14 protein-coding genes are annotated in these 19,461 nt (G+C 68.4%); 7 read left to right on the top strand and 7 right to left on the bottom strand.

Going from position 1 to position 19,461, the window contains the following annotated elements; genetic code table 11:
• Positions 1–9: 9 nt before the first annotated feature.
• Positions 10–4,269 carry a Calx-beta domain-containing protein gene (locus G6N32_RS27475; RefSeq protein ID WP_232077383.1) on the bottom strand — a complete coding sequence of 1,420 codons (4,260 nt, stop codon included), beginning with the start codon at positions 4,267–4,269 and terminating at the stop codon, positions 10–12.
• Positions 4,270–4,463: 194 nt separating this feature from the next.
• On the opposite strand from G6N32_RS27475, the gene recC reads away from it, so the two are divergent.
• The 3 genes from recC to recD are packed head-to-tail and all read left to right on the top strand — an operon-like array spanning position 4,464 to position 12,756.
• On the top strand, positions 4,464–7,727 hold the full coding sequence (gene recC, locus G6N32_RS27470) for an exodeoxyribonuclease V subunit gamma (protein ID WP_115318038.1): 3,264 nt from the start codon (positions 4,464–4,466) through the stop codon (positions 7,725–7,727).
• Positions 7,727–11,026, top strand: a complete 3,300-nt coding sequence (gene recB / locus G6N32_RS27465) for an exodeoxyribonuclease V subunit beta (protein WP_115318039.1) — start codon at positions 7,727–7,729, stop codon at positions 11,024–11,026. Before recC ends, recB begins: the two co-directional genes overlap by 1 nt.
• Positions 11,023–12,756 carry an exodeoxyribonuclease V subunit alpha gene (gene recD, locus G6N32_RS27460; protein ID WP_115318040.1) on the top strand — a complete coding sequence of 578 codons (1,734 nt, stop codon included), beginning with the start codon at positions 11,023–11,025 and terminating at the stop codon, positions 12,754–12,756. The genes recB and recD overlap by 4 nt, the downstream gene beginning before the upstream one ends.
• Before the next feature lie 15 nt (positions 12,757–12,771).
• On the opposite strand, the gene sigI is transcribed toward recD, so the two are convergent.
• Complete coding sequence (sigI, locus tag G6N32_RS27455; RefSeq protein ID WP_115318041.1) at positions 12,772–13,623, bottom strand: RNA polymerase sigma factor SigI; 852 nt, start codon at positions 13,621–13,623, stop codon at positions 12,772–12,774.
• Positions 13,624–13,697: 74 nt separating this feature from the next.
• Here sigI and G6N32_RS27450 point away from each other — a divergent pair, with 74 nt between their 5' ends.
• The gene (locus G6N32_RS27450; RefSeq protein WP_115318042.1) at positions 13,698–14,144 is read left to right on the top strand and encodes a nitroreductase family deazaflavin-dependent oxidoreductase; all 447 of its coding nucleotides are present in this window, start codon (positions 13,698–13,700) and stop codon (positions 14,142–14,144) included.
• A gap of 58 nt (positions 14,145–14,202) precedes the next feature.
• Here the strand turns inward: G6N32_RS27450 and G6N32_RS27445 are convergent, their stop codons facing one another.
• Genes G6N32_RS27445 through G6N32_RS28530 form a run of 5 tightly spaced genes read right to left on the bottom strand, consistent with a single transcriptional unit; the run spans position 14,203 to position 16,988 of the window.
• Positions 14,203–15,027, bottom strand: a complete 825-nt coding sequence (locus G6N32_RS27445; protein WP_115318043.1) for an ABC transporter permease — start codon at positions 15,025–15,027, stop codon at positions 14,203–14,205.
• Positions 15,017–15,826, bottom strand: coding sequence for an ATP-binding cassette domain-containing protein (locus tag G6N32_RS27440; protein WP_115318044.1), 810 nt, complete (start codon positions 15,824–15,826; stop codon positions 15,017–15,019). The genes G6N32_RS27445 and G6N32_RS27440 overlap by 11 nt, the downstream gene beginning before the upstream one ends.
• Positions 15,823–16,269: a MarR family transcriptional regulator gene (locus G6N32_RS27435; protein ID WP_115318965.1), complete on the bottom strand. Its 447-nt coding sequence runs from the start codon at positions 16,267–16,269 to the stop codon at positions 15,823–15,825. Before G6N32_RS27435 ends, G6N32_RS27440 begins: the two co-directional genes overlap by 4 nt.
• 26 nt (positions 16,270–16,295) lie before the next feature.
• A complete protein-coding gene (locus G6N32_RS27430; RefSeq protein WP_115318045.1) occupies positions 16,296–16,796 on the bottom strand; it encodes a metallophosphoesterase family protein in 501 nt (166 codons plus the stop codon).
• Positions 16,797–16,817: 21 nt separating this feature from the next.
• Positions 16,818–16,988, bottom strand: a complete 171-nt coding sequence (locus tag G6N32_RS28530) for a hypothetical protein (protein WP_170310610.1) — start codon at positions 16,986–16,988, stop codon at positions 16,818–16,820.
• Positions 16,989–17,063: 75 nt separating this feature from the next.
• Here G6N32_RS28530 and G6N32_RS27425 point away from each other — a divergent pair, with 75 nt between their 5' ends.
• The 3 genes from G6N32_RS27425 to G6N32_RS27415 are packed head-to-tail and all read left to right on the top strand — an operon-like array spanning position 17,064 to position 19,405.
• Entirely contained in the window at positions 17,064–17,369 is a 306-nt protein-coding gene (locus G6N32_RS27425; RefSeq protein WP_115318046.1) for a hypothetical protein, read from the top strand.
• Between the two features lie 24 nt (positions 17,370–17,393).
• Positions 17,394–18,608, top strand: a complete 1,215-nt coding sequence (locus tag G6N32_RS27420) for a CoA transferase (RefSeq protein ID WP_115318047.1) — start codon at positions 17,394–17,396, stop codon at positions 18,606–18,608.
• Entirely contained in the window at positions 18,605–19,405 is an 801-nt protein-coding gene (locus G6N32_RS27415) for an acyl-CoA thioesterase (protein WP_115318048.1), read from the top strand. The genes G6N32_RS27420 and G6N32_RS27415 overlap by 4 nt, the downstream gene beginning before the upstream one ends.
• Positions 19,406–19,461: the final 56 nt, after the last annotated feature.

Raw genomic sequence — 19,461 nt, 5'->3', positions numbered from 1 at the left:
CGGGGGTATTCAGAGCGACACCGGCACCGAACCGTCGAGTGCGGTGAGGTTGTTGCCGAGCGGGTCGCCGAGCGCCACCATGCTCTGGAAGTACTCGATCACCCGCTTGCGGGAGACGTCCAGTGCGGGCCATTGCGGCCAGTCCCAGGTGTCGTTCATGAACGGTTGCATTTGATCGTGGCTGAGAACGGTCAAATGATTGACGTCGTGGGCGGTCGCGGAACCCTCCAGGACGAGGCGGCCGTTCGCCCGATCGTGCATCCACCCGCCGTAATGCGGCTCCATTTTCAGGGTGTCGATGAAGGCTGTCTGACCACCGGTGGTCATCAGGTACTCGGCGAAGCCGGCGTGGCCGTACTGCGCCACCATGGCCATCACATCGGCTGCGGAGCCGAGTCGCGCTGTCCGTTCGATGTCCGCCACGATCTGCGGGGTGTATTTGTCGTCGGCGATCCAGCCCACTTTCGCGCCCTGCATCGCGTAGTACAGTCCGACGCCCTGCAGATCCTGGTTCCAGGCCTGCGCGTTGTTGGTCAGCTTGTTGGCGAACGCCCAATTGCCGACATCCTCGAGGGCCACCGTGCCCAGGCCGGCGAACTTGCGCTGGTCGTTGTAGGCGACCAGCGCCTCGGTGGTGATGGCCGTCCGGCCGCCCGCGAGCCCGTCCATACCGGTGTGGCTGCTGCCGTGGAACATACCGAACGACATGATGTCGGTGTACTGGCCGCTCGCGGGGGGATCGGGCATCGGCATCCCGGGGTCGGTTGGCGGCGTCTGCGTGCCGCCGCCGGTGGAGGTACCCACCGGTCGATCGAGGATCGTTCCCAGCCCGGTCGCGTCGGTGAGTGTCGCCCCGGAAGGATTCGACAACATGACGGTGAACGTCTCGCTGTTTTCCGTCAGGGAGTCGCTCTTCACCGGGACCGTGATGATCTTCTGGGTCTCGCCCGGCGCGAAAGTGACTGTGCCCGTGACGCTGAGGTAGTCGAGGCCCGCGGTCGCGGTGCCGTTCGATGTCGCGTACTGCACCGTCACCTTCTGAGTGGACGGCGCGGCCAACGTCACCACGAACGACGCCACCGATGTGCCACTTCCTCCGGAGAACTCGATGGGCGTCAGGTAGGCCATCTTGTTCTGATTGATCGTCTTCCAGTCGTCGGCCAGGATGCCGCCGGTATCACCGGAATTGGGGTTCCACGACCAGTACGTCCAACTCATGTCCTCGGTCCCGGCCGCGATGTCGACCGTGCCGTTGTTGTCGAAATCGCCGGACAGGTAGGACGTCAGCGCCTCGAACCAGACGACGTCCTTGGGATCGGTGAGTTTGGTGCCGAACTCGCCGACATAGATAGGCGCGATGTTGTCCTCGTAGATGTAGCCCCAGGCTTTGCGGAAGACGCTGGGCAGGTTGGCGCCGAAGTTGGCGGTCTGGAACCACGGTTGGGCGTACACGGAGTTCGGATAGTCGTGCGGTGAGTAGACGACCCGGTTGGGCACGGTGAGTACGATCGGGCGGTCCTTCACGCCCATCAGGTTGCCGCCCCACCAATAGCTTTGGCCTTGATAGGTGCCGACGCCTTCGACGAACACTAACAGATTCGGATTCGCCTGCAGGACAGCGTTTCCAGCGCGTTCCGCCGCGCGTGCCCAGTCGTTGGCCCCGCCGCCGCCCCAGGTCCCGTTGTACGGCTCGTTGTGAAGGTCGAAACCGATGACAGTCGGATTGTCCTTGTAGCGGGTGGCCAGCATCTGCCAGTCGGAGACCCATTGGTCTTCGGAGTATTGGCTGTTGTACCAGAGGCCGTTCTCACTCGTTCCGGCACCGGCGATGCTGCGGTGGTGGTCGAGGATGACCCGCATCCCGTCCTGACCGGCGTAGGCGATGATCTGATCCAGCACCTGCATACGGGACAGCCCTTGCAGGTCGGGGTTCAGGTTGTAGTTGATACCGGACGGCGCCGCGGTGTTGTGCAGCATCGCGCTGGAGTACGGGATGCGAATGGTGTTGAAGCCCTGCGCCGACATCTGATCGATCATGTCTTTGTAGTTGCGGGTCCACAGGCCGTCCGGCACACCGTTGGTGCCCTCCGCGCCGAACCAGTTGACGCCCGAGATCTGGACCGGCTTGTTCTGGGAGTCCAGGATCTGGTTGCCCGAGGTGTGCAGGAACCCCGCCGCGATTCCCGTGGAACCGGGCTCCGTCGCCGATGCATCGGAGATGCTGAGGCCCGGCGTTGTGGCGACGTCGTCGTTGGTGATGGTGCCGGTGGCTGTGCCGCGGGAGATCGTCGCACCCGATGGACTGGACAGTGTGACGGTGAACGTCTCGGTGGGTTCGACGGTCGTGTCACCGGTGATCTTGACGGTGACGGTCTGGGAGGTCACGCCCGGTGCGAAGGTGAGAGTGCCTGTGGTGCTCGTGAAGTCGGCCCCGGCGGTGGCAGTACCGTTCGCGGTGGTGTAGCCGACGGTGACCGGTGTGGTGGCGGCCTTGGACAACGTGACGGTGAAGGTGGCGTTGCTCGAGCCGCTGTTCCCCTCGGCGACCGCGGTATCGGAGATCGAGAGGGTTGGGGTGGTCGGCGGGGTGCTGACGGCCACACCGTTGACCTTCAGGTTGGTCGGAGCCGAGCCGACGGCGCCTGGGGTGGCTTGGTAGCCGAACGACGTGCTTTGGCCTGCGGCGACCGTGGCGTTGTAGGCCAGGTTGCTGATCACGTAGTGGGTGCCGACGTGGCTGGTGATCTGGCCGTTCCAGATATTGGTTATTGTTGCGGGAGTGTCGAATTCGACCGTCCAGCCATTGAGGTTCTGGCCTGCGGTCACCGTGATGTTCGCGTTGTGGCCCGAACCCCAGTCACTGGCCACGCTGTAGGTGACCGAGTTGGTGCCCGGGTTCGACGCGACGTCGTCGTTGGTGATGGTGCCGGTGGCGGTGCCGCGCGAGATGGTCGCCCCGGAGGGGTTGGACAGCGTGACGGTGAAGGTTTCGCTGGGTTCGACGGTCGTGTCACCGGCGACTTTGACGGTGACGGTCTGGGAGGTCACGCCTGCTGCGAAGGTGAGAGTGCCTGTGGTGCTGGTGAAGTCGGCTCCGGCGGTGGCAGTGCCGTTCACGGTGGTGTAGCCGACGGTGACTGGTGTGGTGGCGGCCTTGGACAGCGTGACGGTGAAGGTGGCGTTGGTCGAGCCGCTGTTGCCCTCGGTGACCGTCGTATCGGCGATCGAGATGGTGGGGGTGGTCGGTGGCGTGCTGACGGCGACACCGTTGACCTTGAGGTTGGTCGGCGCCGAGGCGAGCGCCCCCGGGGTGGCTTGGAAGCCGAAGGTCGTGCTCTTGCCTGCGGCGACGGCACCGTTGTAGGCCACGTTGCTGATCACGTAGTGGGTGCCGACGTGGCTGGTGACCTGGCCGTTCCAGATGTTCGTGATCTGGGCGGGTGAATCGAATTCGACCGTCCAGCCGTTCACGGCCGTGGCGCCCGCGGTGACGGTGATGTTGGCGGTGTGACCAGACCCCCAGTCGGAGACCACGCTGTAGGTGGCGGTCGGCGCCGACGTCGTGAGCGCGGCCGCCTTCCCCGTGGTCCGCGGCATCGCCAGTAGCGACTGCGTCTGCCGGTACAAGCCGACAAGCAGATCGTTGATCGGATTAGTGACCGGCAGGGCCGGAACCATCGGAGCTATCCCCAGCGAGCGCAGCACCTGCGCCGGTGACGGAAGCGAGACCGGGATCTGCAGCAGGCTCGGCGGCGTGAAGGCCAGCTTTCGTGCCGCGACCGGCGGAGCGGCGACGTCCGTGGCGGCGCTGCTGAGCGTCGCCGCCGGGGCCGCAACTGCGTTGCTGCCTGATTCGACTGCGCCGACCCTCACGGAGGGGGAATCCGTCGTCGATCTGTTGCCGGAGGAGGGCCGCGGCGTAGATCGTGAAGTTAGCGTGCCGGCCGTCTTCGACGACCCGCTCCCCGACGACGGTGAGTCGGCCGGGGTCGGCTTGGGCGTCTGCTGCCGCGCCGTATGGCCGCCGGGAGACTTGCCCGACGAGGCGCCGCCCGTCGCGCTGCCGGTGGACGACGCACCGCTGCCGCTGGCGGTATCCGCATGTGCCAGCCCCGTGCCGGTCGTCAGGGCGGCGCCGACGCCCAGGCTCAGTGCCCCGACGCCCAGCCAGCCGTACGGTTGCCTACGCCGGCGCTGGCGCGGTCTGCGCTCCGGACCGTCGTTGATGATCTGGGCTGCATCCCCGGTATGGCGTGCCGCAGCATTCATTGCTCTGCCCTTCCTCCACGAGAGTTCACAGCGTTGCTGAAAGGTGCTCGCATGTCACGCATTTCATCGAAATTCGAGTCAAAAAAATCTTTGCTGTGTACAAGCCCTGGACAAATTTGGCGGGGGCGTCAAAGGCTTGGACACAGCCGGTGCCTGCGGCGGCGATGTCCCCCGGCGCGGCTACGGTGATCCCGATGGCCCTGCACCTGCACCGAGCCGAGCGAACAGACCTGCTCGCCGACGGTCTCGGCGCGCTGCTGGCCGTCCCGCAATCCGACCCGTTCGCCGCCGAACTCGTGGTGGTGCCGGCCCGCGGTGTGGAACGGTGGCTCAGTCAGCGGCTCTCGCACGTCCTCGGCGGCGGGGACGGCGCCGGGGGCGTCTGCGCCGGGGTGTCGTTCCGGTCGCCGGCATCGTTGATCGCGGAGATCGCGGGCACCGGTGACGATGATCCGTGGTCGGCGGACGCGATGGCGTGGCCGCTGCTCGAGGTCATCGACGACAGCCTCGACGAGCCGTGGTGCCGGACGCTGGCCACCCACCTCGGGCACTTCGTCGCCGGTGAGGAGAAGGAGCTTCGGCGGGGCAGGCGGTACGCGGTGGCACGCCGGCTCGCCGCGCTGTTCGCCTCCTACGCCCGGCAGCGCCCCCGGCTCCTGGTCGAGTGGCTGGCCTGCCAGCCCGGCGATCTGGACGCCGACCTGCGCTGGCAGCCACACCTGTGGCGTGCCCTGGTCGCCAGGATGGGCGTCGACCCACCCCACGAGCGGCACGCGAAAACCCTTGCCCGGCTCACTGAGTCGGGGGCGGACCTGCCGGCCAGGTTGTCGCTGTTCGGGCATACCCGACTGCCGAGCACCGAGATCGAACTCGTCGGCGCGCTGGCCGAACACCACGACGTGCACCTGTGGTTGCCGCATCCGAGCGCCGCGCTGTGGACCGCGCTGAGCGACGTGCGGGGAACCGTGGCACGCAGCGAGGACACCAGCCACCGGTTCGCCGCCCACCCGCTGCTGGCCACCCTCGGCCGCGATGTCCGCGAACTCCAGCGCGGCCTGCCTGCGGCGGTGGCCACCGACGAGTTCCTGGCCGCCGAACGCCTTCCGGACACACTGCTGGGCTGGCTGCAATCCGACATCGCTGCCAATGCCGAACGGCCGCAAGGTCGTTCGTATGCCGGTGATCGGTCGGTGCAGGTGCACAGCTGCCACGGCGCGGCCCGCCAGGTCGATGTGTTGCGTGAGGTCCTGCTCGGTCTGCTCGCCGAGGACCGCACCCTGGAACCCCGCGACATCCTGGTGATGTGCCCGGACATCGAGACCTACGCCCCGCTGATCGTCGCGGACTTCGGTCTCGGCGACGTGGTGCCGGGTGCGCATCCCGCCCACCAGCTTCGGGTGCGGCTCGCCGATCGCGCATTGATCCAGACCAATCCACTGCTCGGGGTGGCGGCGAAGCTGTTGGCGTTGGCCGGCAGCCGGGTGACGGCGACCGAGGTGCTGGACTTCGCCCATCTGGAACCGGTGCGGGCGCGATTCGCCTTCACCGACGACGACATGGAGACCATCACCCGCTGGGTGCAGCAGGCCAACATCCGGTGGGGCTTCGATGCCGAGCATCGCGCCCCGTTCGGCATCCCGTTCATCCAGAACACCTGGCGGTTCGGCCTGGACCGGGTGCTGGCCGGGGTCGCGATGTCCGACGATTCGAAGGACTGGTTGGACGTCACCCTGCCGCTGGACGATGTCGGTAGCAACAGCGTGGAGCTGGCCGGCCGGCTGGCCGAGTATGTGGGCCGGTTGCAGCGCGTCATCGACTCGCTGAGCGGGGTCCGCCCGCTGCGGCAGTGGCTGACCGCACTGCAGGACGGTGTCGGCATGCTCACGATCACCACCGGTGACGACGCCTGGCAGACCAGTCAGCTGCAACGTGAGTTCGGCGACGTGCTGACCTCCGCCGGGCAGCGAGCGGACACCGATCTGCGGTTGCCGGATGTCACCGCACTGCTGGGTCGCCATCTGTCGGGCAGGCCGACCCGAGCGAACTTCCGGACCGGCACGCTGACGGTGTGCACCATGGTTCCGATGCGGTCGGTGCCGCACCGGGTGGTGTGCCTGGTCGGCCTGGACGACACGGTGTTTCCCCGGATCGGGGTGGTCGACGGCGACGACGTGCTGGCCCGCGAGCCGAGGACCGGTGAGCGTGACATCCGCTCCGAGGACCGTCAGCTGTTGTTGGACGCGATCTGCGCCGCGACCGACAAGCTGGTGATCACCTACACGGGCGCCAACGAGTACTCCGGGCAGCCCCGGCCACCGGCGGTTCCGCTCGCCGAACTGCTCGACGCACTCGACCGCACCACCGACGCGCCGGTACGCGAGGAAATTCTCATCCGGCACCCGTTGCAGCCCTTCGATGTTCGCAATGTGACGCCGGGCGCGCTCGGGGTGCCCGCCGAACCGTTCACCTTCGACTCGAGCGTGCTCGCTGCCGCATCGATCACCGGCGGTCACCGCCCCGAACAGCCCGACCTGCTGGCGAATCCGCTGCCCCCGCCCCGCCCCGACGACGTCACGCTGGCCGACCTCTCGAAGTTCTTCGCCAATCCCGTCAAAGGTTTCTTCACCGCACTCGACGTGACGCTGCCGTGGGACGTCGAGGGCGTCGAGGACGCCATGCCCGTCGAGATCGACAACCTCCAGCAGTGGACAGTCGGGCAGCGGCTGCTCACCGACATGCTCGCCGGAATGGATCCCGACCGGGCCGGGCAGGCGGAATGGCGCCGAGGCACGTTGCCGCCGGGCCGGCTGGGCTGGCGCACCGCCAGCGAATTACGTGACCAGGCAACCGAACTGGCGCGGGCGGCGCTGGCCCATCGAACCGGAACCCCGCGCGCCTACGACGTGGACATCGACCTGGGCGGTGGCCGTCGTCTCACCGGCACCGTCTCCGGCGTCTACGGCAAGCGGCTGCTGGAGGTGACGTTCTCCAAACTGGATGCCCCGCACCTGCTGCGGGCCTGGATCCCGATGCTGGCACTGTGCGCCGCATATCCGGGGCAATGGTCCGCGGTGTGCATCGGCAGGCAACGCCGCCGCAATGGGGTGGTCGAGCGCGTTCTGGGGGCGCCGCAGGAGGATCCCGTCGGGCTGCTCCGGGATCTGGTGGCGATCTACGATGCCGGTCGCCGCGAGCCGATTCCGCTGCCCATCAAGACGTCTCATGCCTGGGCGGTGGCACGGATCAGCGGCCAGGATCCCCGCACCGAAGCCTGGTCGAAGTGGCGGTACGAACGCGATGACCGTGCCATCGAGCGGGTCTGGGGCCGGGAGCCCGACCTGGACCCGTTGCTCACCGAGCCGCGCCCCGGCGAGGAAACACCCGGTGAGCTGACCCGGTTGGGGGCCTATGCGACGCGGCTGTGGGCACCGCTGCTGCGTGCCGAGGACGGTGCCTGATGGATCAGTTCGATCTGCTGGGCGCCCTCCCGGAGCACGGTTCGACCACCGTGCTGGAAGCCAGCGCCGGGACCGGAAAGACGTTCACCCTCGCCGCCCTGGTGACCCGCTACGTGGCCGAAGGCCGGGCCAGGCTGGACCAGATGCTGTTGATCACGTTCAGTCGCGCGGCCACCCAGGAGCTGCGGGAGCGGGTGCGGAATGCGTTGCAGGAGGCGTTGCGGGCGTTCGACGACCCGGAACTGGCCCAGCGCAACGACGTTCTGGCTGCGCTCACCGACGGTGCGCCGGCCGACCTGGCCGAACGTCGACACCGACTGCGCGACGCACTGGCCGGCTTCGATGCCGCCACGATCGCCACCACCCACCAGTTCTGTCATCTGGTGCTGAAATCCCTTGGTGTCGCTGGGGATACCGATTCCCACGTGACGCTGGCCGAGAGCTTGGACGAACTGGTTGCCGAGATCGTCGACGATCTGTACCTGGCCCACTTCGGGCAGGAGCGCGAGCAGCCGCCGATCAGCCGCGGTGAGGCGCTCAAGCTGGGGCGCGAGGTGGTCGCCAATCCGGGCACCGAGCTGCGGCCGCTGGATCCGACGCCGGGCTCGCAGCCCGCGGTCCGGGTCGGCTTCGCCACCGATGTTCTGGCCGAGTTGGATCGGCGCAAACGCCGGCGGGGGATCCTCAGCTACGACGATCTGCTCGGCAGGCTGGCCGACGCGCTGGAATCGGCCGAGTCGCCCGCCGCCACCCGTATGCACCAGCGGTGGTCAGTGGTGATGGTCGACGAGTTCCAGGACACCGACCCGGTGCAGTGGCAGGTGATCGAGCGAGCATTCAGCGGCCAGTCGACGCTCATCCTCATCGGCGATCCCAAGCAGGCGATCTACGCCTTCCGCGGCGGGGACATCGTCACCTACCTCCATGCCGCCAAGACCGCAGGGCAACGCCGCACCCTCGGCATGAACTGGCGCAGCGATGCGGTGCTGGTCGACCGCCTGCAGAACGTGCTGGGCGGCGCTGAGCTCGGTGATCCCGACATCAAAGTCCTTCCCGTCCAGGCCCACCACCGCGGCCACCGATTGGCGGGCGCCCCGCACAACGATCCATTCCGGCTGCGGGTGGTCAGCAGGGAACGCTTCGGGCAGCGGGGTACCCGCACGATCCGCATGGACGCCTTGCGCCCCCACGTCGCTGCCGACCTGGCGTCCGATATCGCCGTGCTCCTGGCGAGCACGGCCACCTTCGACGGCAGGCCATTGCAGGCCAACGACATCGCCGTCATCACCGAAAGCCACGCCGACGCCCGCGCGTGCTTCGACGCGCTGGTGACCGCCGGCGTCCCGGCCGTCTACACCGGCGACACCGATGTGCTCAAGTCGCACGCCGCCGACGACTGGCTGAGCCTGCTGGAGGCGTTCGACCAGTTGCACCGGCCCGGGTTGGTCCGCGCCGCCGCGACCACGATGTTCTTCGGCAGGACCGCTGAGGACCTGGCCGCCGGCGGTGACGCGCTGACCGACCGGATCGCGGATACTTTGCGGCAGTGGGCAGATCACGCCCGGGAAGCCGGCGTGGCGGCGGTGTTCGAGGCAGCCCAGCTGGCGGGGATGGGCGGCCGGGTGTTGTCCTGGGCAGGCGGCGAACGCAACATGACCGACCTCGCCCACGTCACCCAGCTGTTGCACGAGGTGTCCCACCGGGAGCAGCTCAGCCTCACCGCATTACGCGACTGGCTGCGCAGCCAGCGCGAGGAGCGCAGCGGCGCGCCGGAGCGAAACCGCCGCCTGGACAGCGATGCCGCCGCGGTGCAGATCATGACGGTGTGGGTGAGCAAGGGGCTGCAGTTCCCGATCGTCTATCTGCCCTTCACGTTCAATCGCTATGTGCGCAGCGAGGATCTGGTCCGTTTCCACGACCGGGAGCGGCGCTGCCTGCACGTCGGCGGCGATCAGAGCGCCGAGCTGGCGACCGCGCAGCGGCTCGGCAGGCAGGAGGCCGCCGGTGAGGAGACCAGGCTGACGTATGTCGCGATGACACGGGCACAGTCGCAGGTGGTGGCGTGGTGGGCGCCGTCGTGGGATGAACCCAACGGCGGCCTGTCGCGCCTGCTGCGGGGCCGTCGTCCCGGGCAGAGCACCGTCCCGGACCGCTGTGACCCCGAACGGGTCGACGACGCCGACGCGATGGCGCTGCTGAGGCAATGGGAGACCGCGGGAGGCCCGGTACTGGAAGAGTCGATCGTCGCCGATCCCGTCGAGCTGGCCACGAAGCAGCCGCGAGAAGATCTGGGTGTCAGACACTTTCATCGCGGCATCGACACCACATGGCGGCGGACCTCGTACTCTGGCCTGATCCGAGCCGCTGAGACGACCGGGGTCGGCAGCGAACCCGAGGTGATCCAGCTCGACGACGAGGTCGCCGACATCGCGGTCAGCGCACCGCCGTCGGGAGCGGACGTGCCCTCCCCGATGGCCGACCTGCCCACCGGCGCCACGTTCGGCAGCCTGGTGCACGCGGTCCTCGAAACCGCCGACCCGTTCGCCGCCGACCTGGCGACTGAACTGAAGACCCAGATCGACCGGCACTCGGTGTGGTGGCCGGTCGACGTCGACGCTGCGGACCTCGCCGCGGCCCTGGTGCCGATGCACGACACCTCCCTCGGCCCGTTGGCCGGCGGGCTGACCCTGCGCCAGATCGGGTTGCGGGACCGCTTGTGCGAGATGGACTTCGAGTTCCCGCTGTCCGGCGGCGATCGGGGAACGGGCCGACCCGAGACCCGGCTGGCTGATGTCGGCCGGCTGCTGAGCGAGCACCTGCCGGCCGACGACCCGCTGGCGCCCTATGTCGAGAGGCTCAGCGGCGGCCCGCTCGGTGTGCAGTCCTTGCGCGGCTATCTGTCCGGGTCTGTCGACGCGGTGCTGCGGATACCCGACGGTGCGGGGGATCGCTATCTGGTGGTCGATTACAAGACCAACTGGCTGGGGGAGGCCGATCGCCTGCTGTCTGCCGCCGACTACGACCGTGAGCGGATGGCCGAGGCGATGCTGCATTCCGACTATCCACTGCAGGCGTTGCTGTACAGCGTTGTGCTGCATCGGTTCCTGCGGTGGCGACAACCCGGGTACCAGCCAGAGCGCCACCTCGGTGGCGTGCTGTATCTGTTCGTCCGCGGCATGTGCGGCCCGGACACGCCCACCGCCGACGGTCACCCCGCCGGGGTGTTCAGCTGGCGTCCACCCACGGCGCTGGTGACGGCGGTGTCGGACCTGCTCGACGGACCGCGGGTGGCGACATGACCGTCGAGGTGACCGACGCCGCGGACTGGCGGCTCTGTGCCGGCGCCACCGGATCGTTGCGGGTGTTCAACGAAGCGGGGGCCATCGAAGCATCCGATGTCCTTGTCGCCCAACGGTTGACGGCTCTGGGCAAGGAGCCCGACGAGCGGGTCGCGCTGGCGATCGCGTTCGTGGTGCGTGCGGTGCGCGGCGGGTCGGTGTGCGTGGAACTCGCGGCGGTGCGGGAGCAGGTCGACATCGAGGACCTGCCATGGCCGGAGCCGGGGGAGTGGCTGGCAGCCGTCGCGGCCAGCCCACTGCTGCGCTCGCCGGCGGTGTTGCACCTCGACGAAGACCTGCTGTATTTCGACCGGTACTGGCTGGAGGAACGCCAGGTCGCCACCGATGTGCTGGCGCTGACCGCTGCCCGTCCGCAGCGCCGATTGCCCGACATTGCACGGCTTTTCCCGTCCGGTTATGACGAACAACGCCGGGTCGCGGAGATCGCCCTGGCCCAGGGACTCACCGTGCTGACCGGGGGACCGGGCACCGGCAAGACCACCACCGTGGCGAGGCTGCTGGCGCTGCTGGCCGAGCAGGCGGAGCTGGACGGCACACCGGGGCTGCGCATCGCGCTGGCTGCGCCGACCGGCAAGGCGGCCGCCCGGCTTCAGGAGGCGGTGCAGGCTGAGGTCGACGAACTGACGACCGCCGATCGCGACCGGCTGACGGGGCTGCGCGCCACCACGCTGCATCGGTTGCTGGGTCCTCTGCCCAGGACCTCGGCGCGGTTCCGGCATCACCGGGAGAACCGGCTGCCGCACGACGTGATCGTCGTCGACGAGACGTCGATGGTGTCGTTGACGATGATGGCCCGCCTGGTCGAAGCGGTCCGGCCGGATTCGCGCCTGCTGCTCGTGGGCGACCCCGACCAGCTGGCCTCGGTGGAAGCGGGCGCGGTACTGGCGGATTTGGTGGAGGGGCTCAGTGCGCGCGGCGATACGCCGGTGGCCAAGCTCATCACGTCGCATCGCTTCGGCGCGTCCATCGGGGCGCTGGCACTGGCGATCCGGGTCGGTGACGCCAACCGCGCGATCGACGTCCTGAATGCCGGTGGCGAGCACATCGAATGGATCGACACCGAGGAGCCCGCCACGGCCCTTCGTCAGGTGCTGGTTCCGCATGCGATCCGACTGCGCGAGGCCGCGGTGCTCGGCAATGGGGAGGCGGCGCTGGCCACTCTCGAGGAGCACCGGCTGCTGTGCGCGCACCGGCGTGGGCCGCACGGGGTGGCGTACTGGAACCGTCAGGTCGAGCGGTGGCTGGCCGAGGAAACCGATGCCCCGCAATGGGCTTCGTGGTACGCCGGCCGGCCGGTGCTGGTGACCGCCAACGACTACGGACTGCGGCTCTACAACGGTGACATCGGGGTGAGTGTGCTGCGCGACGGCGTGCTGCGGGTGGCGATGGCGGGGGCCGACGGCACTGCCGAGTTCGCCACCAGCCGGCTGGCCGATATCGAGACCATGCATGCGATGACGATCCACAAGAGCCAGGGCAGTCAGGTCGAGGAGGTGACGGTGCTGCTGCCGCCGACGGATTCGCGGTTGCTGAGCCGGGAGTTGTTGTACACCGCGGTGACTCGGGCCAAGACGAAGGTTCGGGTGGTGGGCTCTGCCGAGCAGCTGCGCGCCGCGGTGGGGCGTCGGGCAGCACGCGCAAGTGGGCTCAGTCGCCGGTTGACGCAGTGACGCCCGGCGAGGGAGTCAGCGCGCTGACGGGTCGGCAGTCGCCTCGATCGCGGCGACCACACCGTGGCGGATGGTGAGGACGACCACGGCGAACAGCCGCCGCTCGCTGAACGCCAGCACGACGGGCCGCCCGACCGGGCCGCTGACGAGCGTTGCGCCGGTGAGGTAACGCAGCAAGTTGACCCCGACTGCCTGCCGGCCGTAATTCACCTGCGGCGGTGGCGCGGGTTCGACCAGGACTGTGCCGGAGCCCCATACGTCGGGAGCCAGCACCTCGGTCAGGGCTGCCAGGTCGCCGCCGGCGCAGGCGGCGATGAACCTCTCGGTGACCCGGTGATGCTCGGTGTCGTCGACCACGGTGGCGACCGGCCCGGCGGCGTGGATCTTGGTGCGGGCCCGGCGGGCGAGCTGACGGCACGTCGCCGCCGGACGCCCGACCGTCTCTGCGATGTCCTCGAACGGCACCCGGAACACGTCATGCAACACGAATGTCACCCGCTCGCCGGGGCTGAGCCGGGACAGCACCTCGAACAGCGCGTCGTGCACCTCGTCGTCCAGGGTGACCCGCTCACCCGGGTCGGGCATCGCGCTGTGGTGCAGCGGTGTGTGACGTTGCATCCGCTCGGGTTCGGCGGTGGTCACCCGCCGGTGCCGGGCCGACCGCACGTGATCGAGGCAGAGTCTGCTGCTGACCACAGTGAGCCAGCCGCGCGGGTCGTCGATGCCGTCCAGATCGGTCTGCGACAGCCGCAGGAATGCTTCCTGCACAATGTCTTCCGCATCGCCGACGTCGCCGACCATCTGGTAGGCCAGATTGATCAGGTACGGGCGGTGGGCCTGCAGCAGGGCGGGAAGTGTGTCGCTCATGTCATAGACGACGAATCGGCATGCTCAGAAGTTACCGCTGTCACCTTCCGGTACGCCATCTCGTCGTTGTTGGTATGACCAACCCACAACCACCGCGCTGGCTCAAGCCGATGAACCGCTTCATGATGGCCGTGCAGAAACTCGGGCTGCACACCGGACCCGCCTATGTGCTCACCGTGCCTGGCCGCAAGTCCGGCAAGCCGCGCAGCACACCGATGACGCCGTTCTCCCACGACGGCGGCCTGTACACCGTCGCGGGTTATCCGGGAGCGGACTGGGCGCGCAACGCGAAGGCGGCCGGGACCGGCACGCTGAGCCGCGGACGGCGTTCCCGTCAGGTCACGATCGTCGAACTCGGTCCCGAAGAAGCCAGACCGGTGCTGCGGGCGTTCCCCGAACAGGTGCCGGTCGGCGTGATGTTCGCCAAGCGGTCGGGCCTGGTGCGCGACGGTACGCCTGACGAATTCGAGGCATTGGCGGGCACACTCGCGGTATTCCGCTTCGATGAGCTGCGAGGGTGACTCTAGTGTGACGCTCGGCGCCGAGGGTGACTCTGGTGTGACGCTCGGCGGCGAAAGGCTAGCGCACGAGCCTGCGCAGCAGTGCTGACGCGGCGGCGATACCGAGCACCGCCGACAGTGCCAGCACGCCCAGGTTCAGCCACGGATGTGCCGACGGGATGCCCACCAGCAGCAGCCGAAGCGAATCCACCTCGTAGCTCAGCGGATTCACTCGCGACAGCCAGCGCAGCCACTCCGGCATGACCGACACCGGATACAGCGCGTTGGAGGCGAAGAACAGCGGCATGGTGATGGCTTGGCCGATGCCCATCAGCCGGTCCCGGTTACGGACCAGCCCGGCCAGCGCCATCGACAGGCAGGCGAAGAACGCCGACCCGAGCATCACCACACCCATCGCGGCCAGAATCCGCAGCGGGTTGTGCGTCATCGCGATGCCCATGATGTAGGCCAGTGCCAGCACCCCGACCACCTGCGCGATCGACCGCACTCCGGCGGCAAAGGCCTTGCCCGTCACCAACGCCGACGCGGGGGCCGGTGTCACCATCAGTTTGGCCAGGATGCCGGCGTCGCGGTCCCAGACGATCTGGATGCCGTAGAAGATCGAGATGAACAACGCCGATTGGGCGATGATGCCCGGGGCCAGGAACGCCAGGTACGGCACCGAGCCGGTGTCGATGACGTGCAGCCGGTTGAATGTCGTGCCGAAGATCAACAGCCACAACGCCGGTTGCACCATGCGGGTGAACAGCTCGGTGCGGTCGTGGCGCAGCTTCTGGATCTCGACCCAGGCGAACGTCTGCATCCGGGCGGCCATCCTGGGCACCCGCCGCCACCCGCGGGGTGCCCGCAGCAGTCGGGTGCCTGCCGTGGAATCAACCGGCATTTCGTGCCGCCTTCCGTCCGGCCCGGATCCCGCCGAGCCCGTTGTGCTCCACGGCGTCCTCGAGCCCCGATCCGGCGTAGTGGCGGAACACATCCTCCAGGGATGCCTGGGGACCGACTTTCGCCTTGAGCTCGGCCGGTGTGCCCACCGCCCGAAGCCGGCCATGGTGCATCAGCGCCACCCGGTCGCACAGCACGTCCGCTTCTTCCATGTAGTGGGTGGTCAGCAGCACCGTCATGCCGAACTCTTGCTGCATGCTGTGGACCTGATCCCAAACACTATCGCGGGCAATGGGATCCAGGCCCACGGTCGGTTCGTCGAGAATCAACAGCGACGGCTGGTTCACCAGGGCCTGGGCCAACTCGAGCCTGCGGACCATGCCTCCGGAGTAGGTATTGGCCAGTCGGCCGGCGACGTCGACCAGTTGCATCGCCGCGAGTGCCTCGTCGACCCGCTGCTTGCGCAGCGCGCGCGGCACGTCGTAGAGCCGAGCGAACCATTCCACGTTCTGCCGGCCGGTCAGCGCGGGTTCGATCGAAAGTTGTTGGGGCACATACCCGAGGTTGTATCGGATGTCCATGGTGTCGCGACGCGAGTCAAGTCCGAAGATGCGGACCTGACCGTGCTGGACCGGAGTCAACGTGGTCAATACCCGGACGACGGTGGTCTTGCCGGCTCCGTTGGGACCCAGTAGCCCTACGGTTTCGCCGGGCTGCACCTGCAACGTCAGGTCGTCGACGGCGGTGAAGTCGCCGTAGCGGTGGGTCAAGTTCTGGCAGTCGATCGCGGGCGCGGTCATGATCGCTTCTCCTGCAGTGTGACGGTGAGTGCGGCAAGCACCCGGATGCCCTCGGCGAGGGCTCGGGCGTCGTCGTCGTCGAGCTGGTCGAGGGCTTCGGCGAGTGCCGCTCGCCGCGCGGCCCGAGAGGCATCGGCGAGCTTCTGCGCAGGCGGGGTGAGGGTCAGGCGGCCGACGCGGCGGTCGCCAGGATCGGGGTTCCGGGTCAGAAGTCCGTCGGACGACAACTTGGACACCAGCGTGGACGCGGTGTTGGCGGCCAAGCCGAGTTCGGCGGCGGCCGCGCTGACCGAGATCCCCGGCTGCCGACCGACCAGCCGCAACAGCTCGGCCTGCGATTCAGTCAATCCGGCGAAGGAGGCGCCTGCGGTTCGGCGGACCGTGCGCCGGAACCGGCCGACGGTGCCGAACAGCTCGGCGACGAGATCGGTGCGGAGGGTCACCACACCAACTTAGCTCTGTTTCAGAGCTAAGTCTTCTCGATGCGGTGTTGCTGCACGTCCGCCAGCACCCCCGGCCGGGTGACCACCGTCATGTAGGTGCAGAACGGCTGGCGACGACGGTCGGTCGGCGAGCCCGGATTCAGCAGCCGCAGTCCGGTCTTAGCGGTGGTGTCCCAGGGGATGTGACTGTGGCCGAACACCAGCACATCGGTGTGCGGATACTGCTGCGCCATCCGGGCTTCCCGGCCCGTCGCGGCCCCGGTCTCGTGCACGACGGTGAAGCGCAGGCCGTCCAACGTCACGTCAGCGCACTCCGGTAGCCGAGATCGCAGCTCGGGCCCGTCGTTATTGCCCCAGCAGGCGATCAGGCGACGAGAGCGCGCCGACAACTCGTCGAGCAGGCCGACCTCGACCCAGTCACCGGCGTGAATCACGACATCGCACCGCTCGACCTCCTGCCACACCTGCGAAGGCAGATCGCGGGCGCGCTTCGGAATGTGGGTGTCGGCCAACAGAAGCAGACGCATGCGCCGATCCTTACACGAACCTCAGCCCTCGCTGCGCGCCTCAGCACCGGTCTCGCCGGCGTCGAACGTGTCGTCGGGACCGGTCTCGCCGACGTAGCTCCCGTCGTCGCCGTCCTTGCCTGCCCGCGACGAGGCGACCTTCGGGTCCTTCTGGACGTCCTCTTCGCTCTGGTCGTCTGTTGGGTTCGTCATGGTCGGCGGACTACCCCGTGACCGGGGGCGCCAACCACTCGCAGCGGCGATGCACCCGGCCTACGCTGAAACGAGATGAACATGAACCGCAACGATGTGGAGAAGCGCTGGCGCGATCCGGCGGCCTTCCGTGCCGCGGTCACCTATGTGGTGGCCGTCGTGGTGGTGGCCGGTGTGGCGTTCGCCGCGGCAATGCTGTGGCACTCACGGGTCGCGGGCGTGCTCGTGCCGGTGATCCTGTTCACCGGCGGGGTCGGGGCGTTGATCCAGACCTATCGGGTGTGGCGCGCCGAGGGCACCTGGCCGATCTGGCAGGGGGCGGGCTGGTTTCTGCTGGCCCTGTTCCTGTTCTGCCTGGGTGTGCCCGTCGCGGTGTGGTGAGTCGGCCACCGCCATACTCGTCAGGTGACTGATACCCCTGACCTGCCGTTGGCCGGTGTCCGCATCGTCGAGATCTCCAGCTTCGTGGCAGTTCCGCTGGCCGGTATGACGCTGGCCCAACTGGGCGCCGACGTCATCCGCGTCGACCCGGTCGGCGGCGCCGCCGACTACAAGCGCTGGCCACTGACGGAGACCGGGGACAGCATCTATTGGGCAGGCCTGAACAAGAGCAAGCGCTCGGTGGCCGCCGACATGCGCTCCGAGCCTGGGCAGCGGCTGGTAGCCCGGCTGATCGCCGACGCGGGTGTACTGATCACCAATGTTGCTGGGCGGCAATGGCATTCCTACGCCGAGCTGAGCGCTGTCCGCCCCGACCTCATCCATCTTGAAGTAGTCGGCCGCGGCGACGGGTCCACCGGGGTGGACTACACGGTCAACGCCGCCACCGGATTCCCCCTTGTCACCGGCTCCCCGAACCAGGGCGGTCCGGTGAACCACGTACTGCCGGCCTGGGATGTCAGCTGTGGTCTGTATGCGGCACTGGCCGTCCTGGTGGCGCTGCGCCGCAGGGATGCGACAGGGGCCGGCAGCCGCATCCGACTGCCACTCGACGACGTCGCGCTGGCCACCGCGGCCAACCTCGGCTTCCTCACCGAGCCGATGGTCAACGGCACCCAGCGACCGCGCCTGGGCAATGCGATCTACGGCCAGTACGGCCAGGACTTCACCAGCAGCGACGGCGCCACGTTCATGATCGTCGCGCTGACCAACCGGCACTTCCGCGACCTCACCGAGCTGACCGGTACGACGAAAGCCGTTGCCGCCGTTGCCGAAGCATTGGACGCTGACTTCACCGACGAAGGCCAGCGCTACGAGCACCGGGCGGTGCTGACCGGCCTGTTCGCGCCGTGGTTTCGCAGCCACACCGCCGACGAGGTGAGCGCGGTGCTGTCCGCCAGCTCGGTGCTGTGGGACCGCTACCGCGCCTTCGCCGAAGTCGCGCACGATCCGCGCGTGACCGCGAATCCGGTGTTCAGCGCCTTGGAGCAGCCCAGGATCGGCACGTACCTGGCGCCGGGGCTGCCGATGTCGGTCGACGGTGCGCACGTCGCGGCCCAGCCCGCTCCGGCGCTCGGTGACCACACCGCCGCCGTGCTGGCCGAGCTCGGACTCACCGACGGCGAGATCACCGGGCTGGTCGAATCCGGCACTGTGGCAACGGGAACCGGTCTCGCATGAGCGCGCTGTCGCGGCTGCTGACCGTCGCCCCGGACCAGTCCGGTGGGTTCGTCGGGGAAGCGAGCGGTCCGCCGGACAAACGCGCCTACGGCGGCCACCTCGCCGCGCAGGCCATGGCCGCGGCCTGCCACACCGTCGACGCCGACAAGGCACCGACCGGCCTGCACGTGCAGTTCCTGCGCGGCGGGGACGCGGGCGCGCCGGTCCACTACGAGGTCGACCACGTCTATGACGGCCGGACCACCGCGTCGCGGCGGGTACTGGCCCGCCAGGACGAGCGGCTGTTGACCACCGCCACCATCTCGTTCTCCGCCGCGGCGGACGGTCCCGAGCACGCTGCACAGGCGACAACGTCCGGTGAGCCCGAGCAACTGCCCGCCACCGGCCCGATCGGCCCGGCGCCGTCGCTGCCGCTCGACGAGATCGACATTCGCTATGAAGACGACCGCAGCACAGGCGAATTCGTGCGTAGGCTGTGGTGGCGGATCACTGCGCCGCTGGACGGCCCGGCATGGGTGGGTGCCTGCGCGGCGGTCTACGTCACCGATATCTACGGCATCGATCCGGTGCTGCAGGTGCACGGCCACTCGATGGTCGACCGCAGCCATCGCACCGCCACCACCGACTCGTCGATCTGGTTCCACCGGCCGATCGATGCCGGGCAATGGAATCTGCTGGAATCTCGGTCGCCGGCTGCTGCGCGGGGCCGGGGCCTGGTGACGTTGAACCTCTACGACGCCGACAAGATGCTGACCGCCACCCTCGTTCAGGAAGGGCTGGCGATCGTCCGCTCCTGAGGCGCGGGGACGCTTCCTCGTTCTTCGGCTGGCTGTGCCGTGCGTTGTGGCCCGTA

The sequence above is a fragment of the Mycolicibacterium aichiense genome (assembly GCF_010726245.1).
GTDB classification, from domain to species: Bacteria; Actinomycetota; Actinomycetes; order Mycobacteriales; family Mycobacteriaceae; genus Mycobacterium; species Mycobacterium aichiense.
This window is presented reverse-complemented; position numbering and strand designations above follow the sequence as displayed.

Excerpts from the sequence above, each read along its gene's own strand:
- G6N32_RS27445 (WP_115318043.1), bottom strand. The coding sequence starts at position 15,027 with ATGCCGGTTGATTCCACGGCAGGCACCCGACTGCTGCGGGCACCCCGC.
- recB (WP_115318039.1), top strand. The coding sequence starts at position 7,727 with ATGGATCAGTTCGATCTGCTGGGCGCCCTCCCGGAGCACGGTTCGACC.
- G6N32_RS27415 (WP_115318048.1), top strand. The coding sequence starts at position 18,605 with ATGAGCGCGCTGTCGCGGCTGCTGACCGTCGCCCCGGACCAGTCCGGT.
- recC (WP_115318038.1), top strand. The coding sequence starts at position 4,464 with ATGGCCCTGCACCTGCACCGAGCCGAGCGAACAGACCTGCTCGCCGAC.
- G6N32_RS27425 (WP_115318046.1), top strand. The coding sequence starts at position 17,064 with ATGAACATGAACCGCAACGATGTGGAGAAGCGCTGGCGCGATCCGGCG.
- G6N32_RS27430 (WP_115318045.1), bottom strand. The coding sequence starts at position 16,796 with ATGCGTCTGCTTCTGTTGGCCGACACCCACATTCCGAAGCGCGCCCGC.
- G6N32_RS27475 (WP_232077383.1), bottom strand. The coding sequence starts at position 4,269 with ATGAATGCTGCGGCACGCCATACCGGGGATGCAGCCCAGATCATCAAC.
- recD (WP_115318040.1), top strand. The coding sequence starts at position 11,023 with ATGACCGTCGAGGTGACCGACGCCGCGGACTGGCGGCTCTGTGCCGGC.
- sigI (WP_115318041.1), bottom strand. The coding sequence starts at position 13,623 with ATGAGCGACACACTTCCCGCCCTGCTGCAGGCCCACCGCCCGTACCTG.
- G6N32_RS28530 (WP_170310610.1), bottom strand. The coding sequence starts at position 16,988 with ATGACGAACCCAACAGACGACCAGAGCGAAGAGGACGTCCAGAAGGAC.
- G6N32_RS27450 (WP_115318042.1), top strand. The coding sequence starts at position 13,698 with ATGACCAACCCACAACCACCGCGCTGGCTCAAGCCGATGAACCGCTTC.
- G6N32_RS27440 (WP_115318044.1), bottom strand. The coding sequence starts at position 15,826 with ATGACCGCGCCCGCGATCGACTGCCAGAACTTGACCCACCGCTACGGC.